This window comes from Pseudoduganella violacea (assembly GCF_014191875.1).
In the GTDB taxonomy this organism is placed as follows: Bacteria; Pseudomonadota; Gammaproteobacteria; order Burkholderiales; family Burkholderiaceae_D; genus Rugamonas; species Rugamonas violacea_A.
This window is the reverse complement of record NZ_JACHXD010000010.1, coordinates 34,862-49,781: the sequence shown is the minus strand read 5'-3', so window position 1 is coordinate 49,781 and position 14,920 is coordinate 34,862. Positions and strand designations below refer to the sequence as shown.

16 protein-coding genes are annotated in these 14,920 nt (G+C 65.6%); 7 read left to right on the top strand and 9 right to left on the bottom strand.

Features of this window, described 5'->3' with window-relative positions; translation table 11 throughout:
- Positions 1-62 precede the first annotated feature (62 nt).
- The gene (locus tag FHS03_RS17570; protein ID WP_183442251.1) at positions 63-998 is read right to left on the bottom strand and encodes a peptidylprolyl isomerase; all 936 of its coding nucleotides are present in this window, start codon (positions 996-998) and stop codon (positions 63-65) included.
- Between the two features lie 164 nt (positions 999-1,162).
- Here FHS03_RS17570 and FHS03_RS17565 point away from each other — a divergent pair, with 164 nt between their 5' ends.
- Together FHS03_RS17565 and FHS03_RS17560 are read left to right on the top strand one after the other, a co-directional pair.
- Entirely contained in the window at positions 1,163-1,807 is a 645-nt protein-coding gene (locus tag FHS03_RS17565) for a VTT domain-containing protein (RefSeq protein WP_183442250.1), read from the top strand.
- Between the two features lie 78 nt (positions 1,808-1,885).
- Positions 1,886-2,950 (top strand): carbonic anhydrase, encoded by a 1,065-nt coding sequence (locus tag FHS03_RS17560; RefSeq protein ID WP_183442249.1) that lies wholly within the window; start codon positions 1,886-1,888, stop codon positions 2,948-2,950.
- Here FHS03_RS17560 and FHS03_RS17555 read toward each other — a convergent pair.
- The 3 genes from FHS03_RS17555 to tsaE are packed head-to-tail and all read right to left on the bottom strand — an operon-like array spanning position 2,934 to position 5,688.
- Positions 2,934-3,737, bottom strand: coding sequence for a D-hexose-6-phosphate mutarotase (locus FHS03_RS17555; RefSeq protein ID WP_183442248.1), 804 nt, complete (start codon positions 3,735-3,737; stop codon positions 2,934-2,936). The two genes, FHS03_RS17560 and FHS03_RS17555, sit on opposite strands and share 17 nt — an antisense overlap.
- An 11-nt stretch (positions 3,738-3,748) precedes the next feature.
- Complete coding sequence (locus tag FHS03_RS17550; protein WP_183442247.1) at positions 3,749-5,239, bottom strand: N-acetylmuramoyl-L-alanine amidase; 1,491 nt, start codon at positions 5,237-5,239, stop codon at positions 3,749-3,751.
- Entirely contained in the window at positions 5,203-5,688 is a 486-nt protein-coding gene (gene tsaE / locus FHS03_RS17545; RefSeq protein ID WP_183442246.1) for a tRNA (adenosine(37)-N6)-threonylcarbamoyltransferase complex ATPase subunit type 1 TsaE, read from the bottom strand. Before tsaE ends, FHS03_RS17550 begins: the two co-directional genes overlap by 37 nt.
- A gap of 58 nt (positions 5,689-5,746) precedes the next feature.
- Between tsaE and queG the strand changes: the two genes are divergently transcribed.
- Positions 5,747-6,844 carry a tRNA epoxyqueuosine(34) reductase QueG gene (gene queG / locus FHS03_RS17540; RefSeq protein WP_183442245.1) on the top strand — a complete coding sequence of 366 codons (1,098 nt, stop codon included), beginning with the start codon at positions 5,747-5,749 and terminating at the stop codon, positions 6,842-6,844.
- 151 nt (positions 6,845-6,995) lie between these two features.
- Here queG and FHS03_RS17535 read toward each other — a convergent pair whose 3' ends face one another.
- The 3 genes from FHS03_RS17535 to FHS03_RS17525 are packed head-to-tail and all read right to left on the bottom strand — an operon-like array spanning position 6,996 to position 9,274.
- Entirely contained in the window at positions 6,996-7,856 is an 861-nt protein-coding gene (locus FHS03_RS17535; RefSeq protein ID WP_183442244.1) for a CPBP family intramembrane glutamic endopeptidase, read from the bottom strand.
- A gap of 19 nt (positions 7,857-7,875) precedes the next feature.
- Positions 7,876-8,337 carry a MarR family winged helix-turn-helix transcriptional regulator gene (locus tag FHS03_RS17530; protein WP_183442243.1) on the bottom strand — a complete coding sequence of 154 codons (462 nt, stop codon included), beginning with the start codon at positions 8,335-8,337 and terminating at the stop codon, positions 7,876-7,878.
- Between the two features lie 43 nt (positions 8,338-8,380).
- Positions 8,381-9,274, bottom strand: a complete 894-nt coding sequence (locus FHS03_RS17525; RefSeq protein ID WP_183442242.1) for a LysR family transcriptional regulator — start codon at positions 9,272-9,274, stop codon at positions 8,381-8,383.
- Between the two features lie 152 nt (positions 9,275-9,426).
- Between FHS03_RS17525 and FHS03_RS17520 the strand changes: the two genes are divergently transcribed.
- From FHS03_RS17520 to FHS03_RS17505, 4 genes are all read left to right on the top strand, one after another.
- Positions 9,427-10,371 (top strand): cyclase family protein, encoded by a 945-nt coding sequence (locus tag FHS03_RS17520; protein WP_371871726.1) that lies wholly within the window; start codon positions 9,427-9,429, stop codon positions 10,369-10,371.
- A 118-nt stretch (positions 10,372-10,489) separates the two neighbouring features.
- Positions 10,490-11,545, top strand: coding sequence for an alpha/beta hydrolase (locus FHS03_RS17515; protein WP_183442241.1), 1,056 nt, complete (start codon positions 10,490-10,492; stop codon positions 11,543-11,545).
- Positions 11,546-11,596: 51 nt separating this feature from the next.
- Positions 11,597-11,848 (top strand): AbrB/MazE/SpoVT family DNA-binding domain-containing protein, encoded by a 252-nt coding sequence (locus FHS03_RS17510; RefSeq protein ID WP_183442240.1) that lies wholly within the window; start codon positions 11,597-11,599, stop codon positions 11,846-11,848.
- Positions 11,842-12,162 (top strand): type II toxin-antitoxin system PemK/MazF family toxin, encoded by a 321-nt coding sequence (locus FHS03_RS17505; protein ID WP_183442239.1) that lies wholly within the window; start codon positions 11,842-11,844, stop codon positions 12,160-12,162. Before FHS03_RS17510 ends, FHS03_RS17505 begins: the two co-directional genes overlap by 7 nt.
- Before the next feature lie 6 nt (positions 12,163-12,168).
- Here FHS03_RS17505 and FHS03_RS17500 read toward each other — a convergent pair whose 3' ends face one another.
- Positions 12,169-12,756 carry a response regulator transcription factor gene (locus FHS03_RS17500; protein ID WP_183442238.1) on the bottom strand — a complete coding sequence of 196 codons (588 nt, stop codon included), beginning with the start codon at positions 12,754-12,756 and terminating at the stop codon, positions 12,169-12,171.
- A 13-nt stretch (positions 12,757-12,769) separates the two neighbouring features.
- Complete coding sequence (locus tag FHS03_RS17495; protein ID WP_183442237.1) at positions 12,770-14,794, bottom strand: sensor histidine kinase; 2,025 nt, start codon at positions 14,792-14,794, stop codon at positions 12,770-12,772.
- Between the last annotated feature and the right edge of the window lie 126 nt (positions 14,795-14,920).

Sequence of the window (14,920 nt, the reverse complement as noted above, 5' to 3'; positions counted from 1 at the left end):
TTTGCGCAAACAATGTCCACCTCTGGTGCCTGACACCAGGGTTGGACATTTGCTGATTTAGATCAAGGGGTTTGCTCGCGGACGGGGAGGGGGGCGTTGCACAGGTCGATGTGGCCGGCGGCGACCTTGGTCCAGGGGCCGCCGCGGTTGCGCTGGGCTTCGACGGCGGCGGCATAGGTCGCCGTTTCGGTGCGCATGACTTCGAGACGGCTGCGCTCGGCCTCGGGGACGTCGGCGGCCAGGCGCACGGCCTTGATCGGGACCATCTGCTCAGGCTTGTCATAAAAGCCCATCGGGCCGGCGCCGCGCGGCAGGACCGATAGCAGGGACATGCCGGAGACGATCCGCCCCACCACGGTGATATTGCGGTCGAGGTGGCGCGGGGCGTTGCCGATCACGGCATACAGGGCGCCGCCGTTGCCGCTGTCGGACTCGTTGCCGCGCGCGACGCCGACCATGCCGTAGCAGTGCGCCAGCCAGGTTTGCTTGTTTTTCAGGTCGCGCCCGACCGGGAAGCCGTTGGAGTGGCCCACCTGCGGCGCGTAGCCGTCGCGGTCGGGCAGGCGGGTGAAATGCTTGTCGTTGGACAGCGGGACGGTGAATTCGCCGGCCAGCTTGGCCTGGGCGGTTTTCAGCGGCTTGGGATTCTTTTCGTCCGGGTCGCCCCATTGCACCACCCAGTTGTCCTGGGAGCGCAGGATGGCCAGGCCGTCGAAATAGTGTTCGCGCGCCATGGCGCGGATATTGGCGGCGTGTTTGGGCGCGAAGGCGGGCGCCAGCTCGATCACCACGCGTCCGGCCGGCAGCTCCATATATAAGGTGTTCTCGGGATCGAGCGGCCGCCAGTCGGCCGCTTTGGAGGCCTTGATCACATCGGCCAGCGTGGCCTTGGGCGGCAGCTCCTTGTCGGCCGCGCCGGCAGTGCCGCCAGCTAGTAGGACAAAAGCCAGGGCCGCTGCGCCCGGCCGCTTCGTCAAAACGCTCAGTGCTTTCTGCATCCTTCAGTCTCCTTGTGGTCGGCGGCTTGCTGCGCCGTGTTGAGGAATTGTAAACTGGAATATCTTGGGCTTGCCCCGCCGGTGCTAAGAAATATCCGATACCGGAGCGTTTCTGCCTGCAAGGCTGGTGTATGATTCCCGCCGCAACCTTTTGGGATTATTTAATGGATTTAGTTCAATTTCTGGACATGCTGGTCCACGTCGACAAGGCGATGGGCACGCTGATCGCGCAATACGGCACTTTGGTGTATGCGGTGCTGTTTGCCATTATCTTTTGCGAGACCGGCCTGGTTGTGCTGTTCTTCTTCCCTGGGGACACCCTGCTGTTTATCGCCGGCGCCTTCTGCGCCACGGGCGAAATGAACCTGGCCTTGCTGGCGGGCCTGCTGATCACGGCGGCCGTGCTGGGCAATACCACCAATTACTGGATCGGCGAGGCCATCGGCCAGCGCGTCTTCACCCACGATTACCGCTGGATCAATAAGGAGGCGCTGCGCCGCACCCACGATTTCTTCGAGCGCCATGGCGGCAAGACCATCATCCTGGCCCGTTTCGTGCCGGTGGTGCGCACTTTCGCGCCGTTCGTGGCCGGTGTGTCGGATATGACCCAGGCCCGCTTCCAGCTGTATAACATCACCGGCGCCGTGCTGTGGGTGCTGTCGCTGACCGTGGCCGGTTATATGTTCGGTCATTTGCCCATCATCCGCGAAAATCTGACCACCATCGTGCTGGTCGGCGTGGGCGTGGCCATCGTGCCGATGGCCCTGGGCGGCATGTGGAAGCTGGGTCGCAAGGTGCTCGGCCGTTAAGCCTTCCTTTGGTTTGCCCTCAAGTTTTCCCCGGGGGCAACCGTTAACAGGGGTAATCAACGATTATCCCTGACTCCCATGCGTAAGCTCATCGTCCTCTCCGCCAGCTGTTTCCTGATTGCCTCGGCGGGTGCCTTCGACGCGGGCCAGCCGCCGCCCAAACCAGCCAATATCAAGTCCATCCATCCGCCCAATCCTTCGGTGCCGGGTTCCTCTTCGGCCTCGGCCAAGGAAGGCAAGGAAGGCAAACCCGCCGCCGGCGCCAAGGGCACGGCCGGCAAGCCCGCCAAGCTGTCGGCGCGCGAACAGGAAGAGCAGGCCGAGGCCGAGCTGTCGGCCAAGATCGCCGAACGCCTGGCCGCGATGCGCGCCAACCAGGCCGCGCGCGCCGCCGCCGCCGCCAAGGCCAAGAAGGATGCCGCCGCCCGCGCCGCCAAGCTGGCCGCCATGCCGCCGCCGCGCGCCAACGGCACGCACTGGGCCTACGAGGGCGAGTTCGGCCCGGCCAACTGGAGCAAGATCAATTCGGACTGGGCCAAGTGCGGCAGCGGCAACCGCCAGTCGCCCATCGATATCCGCGATGGCATGAAAGTCGATCTGGAGCAGATCAATTTCGACTACCGCCCCTCGGCTTTCTCGGTGCAGGACAACGGCCACACGGTGCAGGTGACGGTCGGCGGCGGCAATTTCCTGTCGGTGCAGAACCGCATGTACGAGCTGCAGCAATTCCATTTCCACCGCCCGTCCGAGGAACGCATCAACGGCAAGGGTTTCGAGATGGTGATCCACCTGGTGCACAAGGACGCCGATGGCCGTCTGGCCGTGCTGGCCTTGCTGCTGGAACGCGGCAAGCCGCAACCGGCCATCCAGACCGTGTGGAACCACCTGCCGCTGGAAAAACGCGATATCGCCATGCCCTCGGTGGTGCTCGACCCCAACGACCTGCTGCCGCAGCGCCGCGATTACTTTACGTATATGGGATCGCTGACCACGCCGCCCTGTACCGAAGGCGTGCTGTGGCTGGTGATGAAGGAGCCGGTGCAGGCTTCGCCTGCGCAGATGGCCCTGTTCAGCCGCCTGTATCCGCTCAATGCGCGCCCGATCCAGGCGGGATCGGGGCGCATGATCAAGGAATCGAACTGACGGTGTGAAGCCCGCTCCACTCGGCGCCGGCGCGCAGGATCTGCTTGTCCACGCGCGCCGGTTCGATGCAGACGAAGCGGCGCCATTCCTCATCCGCCATATCCAGCAGGGCCGCCGCATTGGCCGCGCCCGGATTCCAGACCACCCACTCGTTAAAGCCCTGCTGCTGCAATTGCAGCGATTCCTGGCCGGCCGGCTGGCGCAGGCTTAAGGTCGGCGTGGCGGGATGGATCTCGTCGAGGAATTCGCTGAAATCGATGGGAGCCGCCAGGCCGTCCAGCGTGGTGCTGGCGAAATCGGCCAGCGCGTAATAGGTGTGCAGGGCGGCGGCGAAGGAAAAGTCGTCCTGGCCGGTATTGCGCACATTGAAGGCCATGCTCAGCGCGTCGGCGCGCAGGGTAAAGCGCAGGCGCAGCTCGAAAGCGTAAGGCCAGTCGGCTTTGACGGCGGGCGCCAGGTCGTCCTGGTTCAGATGGAATTCGGCGTGGGCCGGAATGCCGGGCTGGCCGTCGGCATGGCTGGCCAGGCGCCAGGTGGCGGTGCGCGCAAAGCCGTGGCGCTGGCCGTTGCCGCGCTGGCCGAACTGGGGAAAGATCACGGGCACGCCGCCGCGGATGGCGGCGCTGCCGTCGAGGGCTGACCTCTCGCTGAGGAAGAGGCGTTCCTTGCCCGCGCCGTTCTTCCACGACAGCAGGTGGCCGCCATACAGCGCGATCAGGGCTTGCGAGCCATCCTGCGCCTTGATGCGCACGGCGGACAATTGGCCCGCCTGTTCCATATTGCTCATGCTGCGGTTCCTCACGTCTGCCGGCTCTTGGCGAGCGGCGGGTTTTTGGCGAAGTAGCTCTTGATGCCTTTGACGATGGCGTTGGCGATCTGCTCCTGATAGGCGTTGTCGAGCAGGCGCGCCTCCTCTTCCGGGTTGGAGATGAAGGCCGTTTCGATCAGGATGGACGGGATGTCGGGCGCTTTCAGCACGGCGAATCCGGCCTGTTCCACCGAGCCTTTGTGCAGCTTGTTGATGCCGCCGATTTCGCCCAGCACCGCCTTGCCGACCTTCATGCTGTCGTTGATCTGGGCCGTGGTGGAGAGGTCGAACAGCACGCTGGCCAATTGCTTGTCCGGCGTTTTCACGTTGGCGCCGCCAATCAGGTCGGCCTGGTTTTCCTTGTTCGCCAGCCAGCGCGCTGCCGTCGAGCTGGCGCCTTTTTCCGACAGCACGAAGACCGAGGAGCCGCGCGCCGAAGGCTGGACGAAGGCGTCGGCGTGGATGGACACGAACAGGTCGGCATCGACCTTGCGCGCCTTTTCCACGCGGGTGGGCAGCGGCACGAAGTAGTCGCCGTCGCGCGTCAGCATCACGCGCATATTCGGATGCTCCTCGATGCGCGCCTTCAGGCGCTTGGCGATGGCCAGCACGATATCCTTCTCGCGGCTGCCGCGCGCGCCGATGGCGCCGGGGTCTTCGCCGCCGTGGCCCGGGTCGAGCGCGATGGTGATCATGCGCGTCACCTTGCCGGGACGGGTCTCGGCGCGTTGTTCGGCCTTGTTATCGGGCTTGGCTTCGTGCTTCGGCTCGGGCTTGGCGGCGGCGATATCGGGCTTGCCGTTGGCTCCCGCGTCCGCCGTGCCGGGCGGCGCCGGATGCGTTGCGGTGCCGCTGCCGACGGGCGGCTGGACGGGGCCGGCGGCAGTATTGGCCTGCGCGCCGCTGCTTGGGGTCGTGGCCGGCGCCGGCGTGGCGGCCGGCTGGGTCGTCGCCGTCGCGCTCTTGCTGTCGCTCGACCATTCGCCTTTTTCGATCATGGCCGCGATCGGATCGACCGCTTTCACCGGATACAGATCGAAGATCAGGCGGTGCTTGTAATTGCCGACCGGCGCCAGGGTGAACACCTGCGGCTTGACCTCTTCCTTCAGGTCGAACACCAGGCGCACCACGTTCGGCCGGTTCTGGCCCACGCGCACCTGCTTGATGTACGGGTCGTTGGACTGGATCTTGGCGACCAGGCTTTTCAGCGTCGGGTTCAGTTCCAGGCCTTCGATATCGACCACCAGGCGTTCCGGATCCTTGACCAGGAAGTGGCTGGTTTTCAGGTCGCTGTCGTTTTCCAGCGTGACGCGGGTATAGTCATCGGCCGGCCACACGCGCACGGCCAGGATCTGGGCGGCGTGGGCCAACTGGGGCGCGAGCACCGACAGCAGCAAAGTGCCGCCGGCTTTCAGGACAGTGCGCCGGGCAACAGGCTTGGCGTTCAAAGATTCGGTGCGAAGGAAAGGCGTTGAAGGCATGACTGGCCCAGAGCTGACGACGCTTGCAATTCTACATCACGCCCCTGGCCTGCCACAGTGAGAAAAATGTGGAGATCGGGCGGCGGCAGTACCGGTTCGCCTTTCTCCGGCCACTCGACGATGCAGATATTCGCGCCGTCGAAGTCCTCGCGGAAGCCCGCGTCGAGGAATTCCTCCGGGCTGCCCATGCGGTACAGATCGTAGTGGATCACGGTCTGCGGCTGGCCGCCGAGCTGCACGCGGTAGGGTTCGGACAAGGTATAGGTCGGGCTTTTCACCGGTCCCACATGGCCGGCCGCGTGCAGCAGGGCGCGCGTGAGGGCAGTTTTGCCGGCGCCCAGGTCGCCGTGCAGATAGATGGACAGGCCGGGCGCCAGGGCGCGCGCCAGCGCCACGCCCAGGGCGGCGGTGCCGGCTTCGTCGTGCAAATGGGATTTAAAGTGCGGCATTGAGTAAAATATTGGTTTGATCCGGTTCAGCCGGCATTGTAATCGCCGGAGCATCCCGATGTCCCTCTCTCAAGCCAATTTAGCCGAACTTGCCGCCGCCATCAAGGCATGGGGCGTGGAACTGGGCTTCGCCGAAGTGCGCATCACCGACATCGACCTGAGCGCCGCGGAGGCCGGCCTGCAAGCCTGGCTCGACGCCGGCATGCACGGCGAAATGGACTATATGGCCAGCCATGGCATGAAAAGAGCGCGTCCGGCCGAGCTGGTGCCGGGCACGGTGCGCGTGATCACGGCGCGCATGAACTATCTGCCGCCGGACAAGGACGGCGAGACGGAAGACTGGCGCGAACGCGAAGCGCGCCGCCTGGCCGATCCCTCGGCCGCCGTGATCTCGGTGTATGCGCGCGGCCGCGACTACCACAAGGTCTTGCGCGCCCGGCTGCAGCAATTGGCCGACCGCATCCAGGCCGGCATCGGCCCCTTCGGCTTCCGCGTGTTCACCGACTCGGCGCCGGTGATGGAGCTGCCGCTGGCCGAAAAATCCGGCCTGGGCTGGCGCGGCAAGCACACCCTGCTGATCAACCGCAGCGCCGGTTCCATGTTCTTCATGGGCGAGCTCCTGGTCGACTTGCCGCTGCCGGTGGACGAACCGACCGGCGCCCACTGCGGCCAGTGCACCGCCTGCATCAGCGCCTGCCCGACCCAGGCCATCGTCGCGCCGGGGCGGATGGATGCGCGGCGCTGCATCTCCTACCTGACCATCGAGCTGAAAAGCGCCATCCCCGAAGAATTGCGGCCTCTGATCGGCAACCGCATCTACGGCTGCGACGATTGCCAGACCGCCTGCCCCTGGAACAAATTCGCCCAGCGCGCCACCTTGCCCGACTTCGACGAGCGGCACGCCCTCGGCAGCGCCGGCATGATCGAGCTGCTGGCCTGGACCGAGGACGAATTCAACCGCCGCATGGAAGGCAGTCCCATCCGCCGCATCGGCCACGAGCGCTGGCTGCGCAATCTGGCCGTCGGCCTGGGCAACGCCGCCGATCTCGGCGCCAAAGGCGATCCCGCCATCGTGGCCGCCCTGCGCAGCCGCCTCGAGCACCCCTCCGAACTGGTCCGCGAGCACATCCGCTGGGCCCTCGCCCGCCACGGCTGACCCTGCCCCCCCTTTGATCTAGATCAGCAAATGTCCCACCCTGGTGTCAGGCACCAAGGTCGGACATTCCTTGCGCAAGATCAAAGAATGTCCACCTCGGGTGCCTGACACCAGGGTGGACATTGTTTGATTTGGCGCAAACGGGGGGAGCTTAGCGGGGGCGGGGGAAGGTGTGGCCGCGCTGCTGGGCCAGGCGCAGCAGGATGAGGCTGGCGAGGCTCCAGACCAGCAGCGTCAGGAGCGAGGCTTCGATGCCGTAGGCGCCGCCGCTGAGCCACTCGGGGCCGTGCATGGTGCCTTGCAGCAAGCCTTTGGCGGGCTGGCCGGAAACGGGGATCGAGAACACGGCGTCGAACAGGTAGTTCCACACAAAGTGCAGGCCGATCGGCAGCCACAGGCGGCGCGTCGCCATATACGCGGCGCTCAGGCCGATGCCGGCCATGCCGGTGTTGAGCACGCCGATGGCGCTGATGTGCTCATTGGGCAGGTGGGCGACGATGAAAAACAGCAGGGAGACCACCAGCGCGGTGGCGCTGCCCCAGGATTTTTCGACCAGACGGAACAGCACGGCGCGGCACAGCAGCTCTTCGAACACGGCGACCAGGGCCATGCCGGCCGCCGGTTTCAACAGCACCGTCCAGGCGTTCACGCCCTGTACCTGGTAGACGTTGAGTAGCCACAGCGGCAGCAGCGCGCCCAGGCTGAGCAGCAGGCCGAGGCCGGCGCCGGCCAGGGTTTCGCCGAGCGCGTCCGGCCCCGACAATTCCAGTAGCGGCCGCTTTTCCACGCGGTGCACGTAGAAGCCGTAGCCGGCCAGGCAGGCCAGCATGGCCAGGATGTTCGGCCAGATCACGCGCAGATGTTTGGGGGCGATGGCTTCCGACAGCATCAGCGCGGCGGCCAGCGGCACGACGACGGCGAGGGCGGCGACGATGCCGCGCACCAGGGGCTTGGCCAGCATGCGGTGGCGGAAGGTGGGGATGGGCATCACGGTTTGCTGCGCGGTGTTCATAAAGCCTCCTTGTGTGTTGTTATTGCTTGCTGCGGGCCTGGCGTATGCGCGCGCCGAAACTCTGGCGTTCGAGCGCCGCGATGGCGTCGGCCAGCGCGGTGGATAAGGGGTAGGGCAGTTCCTGGTCCAGGCTGTCGGCGGCTTCGGCCGTGGCGCGCCAGCATTGCTCCAGCTGGGGCAACAGGGCCAGCCCGGCGGCGCTGAATTGGATGCGCTTTTGCCGCGCGTCCGTCGCGCCGGGCGCGGCCGCGACCAAGCCCGCCTTCTGCATCAGCGCCACCGTCTGGGTGGCGGCCGGCTGGGTGATGCCGGCCGCTTCGGCGATCTGGCCGATGCTGCAACTGCCCTGCGCTTGCAGGGCGCGCATCACCGGCGTGTAGCGCGGGCGGTAATCAATGCCCGCTTCTTCATAGACGGCTTGCACGGCCCCGTCGAGCAGTTCGATCAGGTGGCGCAACTGGGTTCCGAGTCCTGGTTTCATGGAGCTATCCTAACAATATATAAGCGCTTATGAAAATGCTTTTTTATAATAAAGTAGGCAATTCCTCGGCCAGGAAATCGAGCAGTACGCGTACCTTGCGCGGCAGATGGCGGTTGCTCGGATAGACGGCATAGGCGGTGCGCGCCGCCAGGCTGTAGCCGGGCAGCACGGTGTGCAGGCGGCCCTCGTCCAGCAGCGGGCGGGCGACAAAGGAGGGCAGGGTGCCGATGCCGGCGCCGGCCGCCAGCATCTGGGCCAGCATCAGGCTGTTGTCGGCCGAGAAGCGCACCGGCAGCGCGATCAGGCTTTCGCCCTCGGGACCGCGCAGCGCCCAGCGGCCCGGCATCTCGGCCAGGCGATAGGCCAGGCAGTCGTGCAGGGCCAGCTCGGCCGGCGTGGCCGGCGTGCCGCGCGCGGCCAGATAGGCGGGCGCGGCGCAGATCAGCTGTTCGACCTTGCCCAGCGGCCGCGCCACCAGCGAGGAATCGGGCAGCGCGGTGCGCACGCGCAGCGACAGATCGAAGCCTTCCGACACCACGTCGAGCAGGCGATCGGTCAAGGTCAGCTCGACCTTCAGCTGCGGATAAGCGGCCATGAAGCGCGCCAGCAGCGGCCCCAGCACGGCCACGCTGAAGGAGAGCGGCGCGTTCAGGCGCAGCCGCCCGCTCAGCTCGACGCTGTCGGCGGCGGTGGCGCGTTCCAGGCTTTCGAGCTCGTCGAGCAGGCGGCAGCATTCCTGGTAGTAGGCGTGGCCGGTATCGGTCAGGCGCATGGTGCGCGTGGTGCGCGACAGCAGCACGGCGTTCAGGCGCTGTTCGAGCCAGCGCACCTGCTTGCCGATGCCGGCCGGCGACAGGCCCAGCTCGGCCGCCGCCTGGTTGAAGCTGCTGAGCTCGACTACGCGGCGGAAGGATTGCATGGCGTTCAATAAGTCCACATTGTGTCCTGTGAGTGAAATATGTATGTGCTGAATTGCTGATTATTTTATCCGGAGAATTGAATAAGCTCTCGTCTATCTCAACCAGAAAGGAAACAAGATGAGCAAATCGATTCGTATGCGCCGCGTGGCGGCTGTGCTGGCGCTGCTGGGTGCCGGCGTGCTGGGCCAGGGGGGCGGCCCAGGCCGCCGAAGTGGGCATCAGCCCCTGGGGGCCGAAGGACGAGATCGGCCGCCTGAACCTGGTCACGCCGGCCTCGCGCGCCGCCATCATGGCGCGCGTGACGGGCGGCGCGGCCTATGACCTGTCGGTGGATTACTTTGTCGGCATGCCGAGCTGGCAGGCGGCCGGCGATCCGCCCTATCTGATGTGGATGACGCATACGCCGCATGGCAACGGCGTGTCCGACCCCATGGGCACCGGCAAGAAGATGAATGAGCACGTCAGCTACACCGGCGCCGCCATCTCGATGTATTCGCATATGGGCACCCACATCGACGCGCTCAACCACTTCGGCCTGAACGGCAAGATCTATAACGGCTTCAAGGCGTCCGAGCATCTGGGCGACCGCGGCTGGGACGTGACCGGCGCCGAGAAGCTGCCCCCCATCATCGCCCGCGGCGTGATGATCGACGTGGCCGCCGCCAAGGGCGTGAGCATGCTGCCGGACGCTTACCGCATCACGCGCCAGGATCTGGTCGAGGCGTTGGCCAAGCAGAAGGTGGCGCTGGAAAAAGGCGATGTGGTGCTGATCCGCACCGGCCGCATGCAGCAATATGAAAAGGCGCAGGAATACATGGCCAATCCGCCCGGCATGGGCCTGGACGCGGCGCGCTTCCTGGTGGAAGACAAGGGCGCGATGGTGGTGGGCGCCGACAATCTGAGCTTCGAAACCTTCCCCTCCGAAGTCAAGGATAACTACATCCCGCTGCACACCTATCTGCTGGCCGAGCACGGCGTGCCGATCATGGAGCTGGTGAATCTGGAAGGTCTGGCGCGCGACAAGGTCTACCAGTTCGCCTTCATCGGCGCGTCGCTGAAGCTGCGCGGCGCCGACGCCGCACCGATGCGCCCGATCGCCCTGCCGATCAAGTAAGCGGCGCCGGATCAAGGCGCGGAGACGGCCGGCCGCCCTTGATCCGCCATGTCCGGTGCTTGCCTGAAGTTGCGCCTAATGCCACACTGCGCTCCACCATCCACACGGAGATGCATCGATGCCGCGACTGACGCTTGCCCTGATTTTGCCTCTGATGTTGTCTGGTCCCGCGCCGAGCCGCGCGCAGGAGACGCTGCAGCGCCAGGAGCTGTACACGGAAAACATCGCGGGCATGCGTTTGCATCTGCGCCAGGTGCGCGGCGCCGCGGGCGAGGGCAGGGCGATTCTGCTGCTGCATGGAGCGCGGGTGGCGGGCGTCGGCTCTTTCGACCTGCCCGTGGCCGGCGGCTCCTTCGCCGCCGACCTGGCGCAACGCGGCTTCGACGTGTATCTGCTGGATGTGCGCGGCTACGGCGACTCGGCCCGTCCGGTGCAGTTGGAGCAGGCGCCGTCGGCGCACGCGCCGCTGGTGCGCAGCAATGAGGCGGTGCAGGATATCGGCGCCGCCGTGGAGTTCATCCGCCAGCGCCGCAAGGGGCAGCGCGTCGCGCTGTTCGGCTGGGCGACCGGCGGCCAGTGGGCCGGCCACTATGCCAGTCTGCATCCGGACAGGCTGAGCGCCCTGATCGTGCTGAATAGCCTGTATCGCGGCAGCACGCCGCATGCGCTGATCGGCAAAGGTTCGCGCATGGAGCATCCCGCGCAGCCGGGCCGCTTCAATCCGGGCGCTTGCGGTGCCTATCGCCTGAACGAAGCGGCGTCGCTGGCCCGCCCCTGGGACGATGCCATCCCCGAAGCCGACAAGAGCGTGCGGCGCGATCCGCAAGTGGCGCAGGCCTATGCCCAGGCCGCGCTGGCCAGCGATCCAGGCAGCGGCGCGCGCGCGCCTGCGAGCTTCCGCTCGCCCTGCGGCGCTTTCGAAGACAGTTTTTATCTGGCCACCGGCCGTCAGCAATGGGATGCCTCGCTGATTACCGCCCCCACCCTGATCGTGGCCGGCGAGCGCGATTTCTGGTCCCGTCCCGAAGACGTGCAAAACCTGGCCGCCGATCTGGTCCACGCCGGCAAGGTGCAAGTGCTGCGCATCCCAGACGCCTCGCATTTCATCCACCTGGAACGCCCGCAATTCGGCCGCGCCCAATTGCTCGACGCCATCGACGCCTTTGTGCGCTGATGAGGACAGAACGGACATTGTGTACTACCATTCCCATCAGGGGAGGCCAATATGAAAACGGTAATACGCAAGACAGTCGATGCGGACGGCGTATTGATTCCTAGACCTATCCTGGTGCAAAGCGGGATGGATGGCGGCGAAGTCGAGCTGATTGTCGAGGATGAGTCGATAGTGCTTCGTAAGCCGCAGCAGACCGTGCGCGCCGGTTGGGCGCAAGCGAGCCAGGCGCTGGCGCAGACCGGTGAGGATCAACTGGTCTGGCCGGAGTTCGCGAATGAGGCAGACAAGGAAATCGAGTGGTAAAGCGCGGCGATATCTGGCTGGCCGCGCTCGATCCCGCCGTGGGCAGCGAGATTCAGAAAACGCGACCCTGCATCATCATTTCCCCTCCTGAAATGCATGATTACATTCGCACGGTCATCGTCGCGCCCATGACTACCGGCAGTAAGCCAGCTCCCTACCGTATCCCCGTTTCCTTTGAGTTGAAGCATGGGCTGATTCTGCTGGATCAGGTTCGGGCGATCGATAAAACCCGCCTCATTCGCAGGTTGGGCCATGCTGACGCGCCTACGCTGAGCGCCAGCCTGGCGCGCTTGCAGGAACTGTTTGCCGAATAGACCGGCCTACTTCAGCAAGCCCGCCAGCTCCACCGCGGTCTTGACCTGCATCTTGTCGAAGATGTGGGCGCGGTGGACTTCGACGGTGCGCATGCTGATGCCCAGCTCGTCGGCCACCACCTTGTTCATTTTGCCGGCCAGGATCAGGTCCAGCACTTCGCGTTCGCGCGAGGACAGGGTGGCCAGGCGGGCGCGCACGGCGTCGGCGGCGCTGGCGTGGCGGGCCGCGGCCAGGCCTTCCTGCACGCGGTCCATCAACTGGTTGTCGTTGAAGGGCTTTTCGCAGAAATCGAAGGCGCCGCGCTTGAGCGCGTCCACCGCCATCGGCACGTCGCCGTGGCCGGTGAGGAAGATCACCGGCAGGCGCTGGGTCAGGCCGCGCGCGGCCAATTGGTCGAAGACGGCGATGCCGTTCATCTCGGGCATGCGCACGTCGAGCAGCACGCAGTCGCCTTCGGCGTCGAACTGGCCGGCGGCGGCGTAGGCCAGGAAATCGGCCACGCTGGCGTAGGCGGTGGCGGCGATGCCGCGCGAACTGGCCAGCCAGGACAGGGAGTCGCGCACCACCTCTTCGTCGTCAACTATATGCAGCATTGTGTCCCCTCGTTCAGTGTCCTGCGGTCGATGCCGGCAGTGTAAATGTGAATATGGTACCGCCTTGCGGATTGTCGCCGTGCTCCAGCGTGCCGCCGTGGAATTCGATGGCGGTGCGGCAGATGTTCAGGCCCATGCCCATGCCTTCGGCCTTGGTGCTGAAGAAAGCCGAGAACAGGCGTTCGGCCACTTCGCGCGGAATGCCGTGGCCACGGTCGATGACCTTGACCAGCACCTGTTCCGGTTCCGACTCGCCGCCGGCGGTGTATTCGGCCACGATGCTCAGCACGCGCCGCGCAGGCGGCACGTCGGCCATGGATTCGATGGCGTTGCGCGTCAGGTTCAGCAGCACCTGCTCGATCATCACGCGGTCGGCGCGTACCAGCGGCAGCGTGGCCGGAATATCCAGCACGAAGGAAACGTAGTGCTGGCGCGCCTGCATTTCGATCAGGGCGCGGATGCTGTCGACCATCGAGGCCAGGCTCACGTCCTGGCGTTCCGGCTCGCGTTTTTTGACGAATTCGTGCACGCTGCGGATGATCTGGCCGGCGCGCTGGGCCTGGGCGCTGGCCTGTTCCAGCGCCGGCCGCAGCAGCGTGGCGTCGACCGGCTTGTGTTCCTCGGCATTGCGCTTGAGCAGATTCAGGGCACCCGTGGTGTAGCTGGAAATGGCCGCCAGCGGCTGGTTCAGCTCATGCGCCAGCATCGAGGCGATTTCGCCCATGGTGGCCAGGCGCGCGCTGGCCTGCAGCTTTTCCTGGTGCTCGCGGTTCAGTTCTTCGATGCGCTTGCGGTCCGAGATGTCGAGGATGGAACCCATCCAGCCGGTTTGCCGGCCGTCCTTGTCCACCAGCGGCGCTTCGAAGATCAGCACCGGCACGCGTTCGCCGTCGGCGCGCTGGAAGATGGTTTCGACCTGCGGCGTGACGGCGCCCGCCAGCACGCTGGCCAGGCGGCCCTGGTATTCGGCCATGGCTTCCGGCGCCCAGTAAGGCATGGGCGGCAGCTTGCCCACCAGTTCCTCAGCCGGATAGCCGACCATCTGGCAGAAGGCTGGATTGACATAGGTGATGCGGCCTTCCAGGTCGCGCGCGCGCAGGCCGGTGACCAGGGAATTTTCCATCGCCGTGCGAAAGCTCATCTGCTGGCGCAGCGCGCCTTCGGCCGCCAGGCGGCGCGAGATATGGCCCCACAGCGCGAGCAAGCTCCATAACAAGGCCAGCGAGAGCGCGATGACCGAACCGACCAGCAGATTGGGCAGCAGGCGCGGCTCGCTCTTGATGCTGTCGGTGACGAGGGTGATGACGGTGCCGGGCAGGTCGAGCGCGCGCTTATGCGTGTAGACGCCGTGGCCAGGGCCTGCGGCGGCGCGCTGGGCCAGCACCTTGTCGTCGCGGTCGAGCAGGGTGATTTGATTGTCCTGGGCGAACCACCAGGGCACCATCTCTTCCAGCACGGCGCTGAGCTGGAAGGTGGCGACCAGGCTGCCCAGCCAGCGCTCGCCGCTGAACAGGGGCACGTGGAAATCCATCATGATGGCGCCCGGCGGGCCGGCCGGATTCTCGGCCTGGGTTTCGGGCTGGGCGTAGACGGGATTGCGCGACAGGCGGGCGCGTTCGGCCGCGGCCAGCGAGGCCGGCGACAGGCCGGCCAGGAGCGCCGGCGCTTCCTCGCTGGAGGCGAGCACCTTGCCCTGGGCATCGACCCACATCACGCGGCGCAGCTCACGGCCGTTCTTCAGCAGGCTTTCCAGGCGCTGGCGCAGGCGCGCGCCGTGCAGCTGGCCGGCGGCAATCTCGCCGCCCAGGCCGCGCAAGCTCTCTTCATGGCGCCCCAGCTGGAAACGGATGGTTTGCTCCACCCACAGCGTATCGGCGATCAGCTGTTCCTGGCGCTCGCTACGCTCCATCTGGCGCGCCTGCCAGGGTAGCCAGATCAAAATGGCGAGAAAGAACAACACCAGCACCACGGGCAGCAGCCAGCGTACCGGATGGGCAAAATGCAGGCGGCTGGACGATGTAGGGACGGAATTGGGCATTTTCGGAGCGTAACGATTCTAAAAACCAGGGCTATTGTGGTTAACCACAGTTGAAATGCAAATTTCCATTGGACAAAATCAACATGCAAGAATAATAATTCAGCCCTTTTTCATTCGTGGAGACAG

What these genes read in the sequence shown, in the direction of transcription:
- FHS03_RS17570 (WP_183442251.1), bottom strand. Translation starts at nt 998, where the DNA reads ATGCAGAAAGCACTGAGCGTTTTGACGAAGCGGCCGGGCGCAGCGGCC.
- FHS03_RS17565 (WP_183442250.1), top strand. Translation starts at nt 1,163, where the DNA reads ATGGATTTAGTTCAATTTCTGGACATGCTGGTCCACGTCGACAAGGCG.
- FHS03_RS17560 (WP_183442249.1), top strand. Translation starts at nt 1,886, where the DNA reads ATGCGTAAGCTCATCGTCCTCTCCGCCAGCTGTTTCCTGATTGCCTCG.
- FHS03_RS17555 (WP_183442248.1), bottom strand. Translation starts at nt 3,737, where the DNA reads ATGAGCAATATGGAACAGGCGGGCCAATTGTCCGCCGTGCGCATCAAG.
- FHS03_RS17550 (WP_183442247.1), bottom strand. Translation starts at nt 5,239, where the DNA reads ATGCCTTCAACGCCTTTCCTTCGCACCGAATCTTTGAACGCCAAGCCT.
- tsaE (WP_183442246.1), bottom strand. Translation starts at nt 5,688, where the DNA reads ATGCCGCACTTTAAATCCCATTTGCACGACGAAGCCGGCACCGCCGCC.
- queG (WP_183442245.1), top strand. Translation starts at nt 5,747, where the DNA reads ATGTCCCTCTCTCAAGCCAATTTAGCCGAACTTGCCGCCGCCATCAAG.
- FHS03_RS17535 (WP_183442244.1), bottom strand. Translation starts at nt 7,856, where the DNA reads ATGAACACCGCGCAGCAAACCGTGATGCCCATCCCCACCTTCCGCCAC.
- FHS03_RS17530 (WP_183442243.1), bottom strand. Translation starts at nt 8,337, where the DNA reads ATGAAACCAGGACTCGGAACCCAGTTGCGCCACCTGATCGAACTGCTC.
- FHS03_RS17515 (WP_183442241.1), top strand. Translation starts at nt 10,490, where the DNA reads ATGCCGCGACTGACGCTTGCCCTGATTTTGCCTCTGATGTTGTCTGGT.
- FHS03_RS17510 (WP_183442240.1), top strand. Translation starts at nt 11,597, where the DNA reads ATGAAAACGGTAATACGCAAGACAGTCGATGCGGACGGCGTATTGATT.
- FHS03_RS17500 (WP_183442238.1), bottom strand. Translation starts at nt 12,756, where the DNA reads ATGCTGCATATAGTTGACGACGAAGAGGTGGTGCGCGACTCCCTGTCC.
- FHS03_RS17495 (WP_183442237.1), bottom strand. Translation starts at nt 14,794, where the DNA reads ATGCCCAATTCCGTCCCTACATCGTCCAGCCGCCTGCATTTTGCCCAT.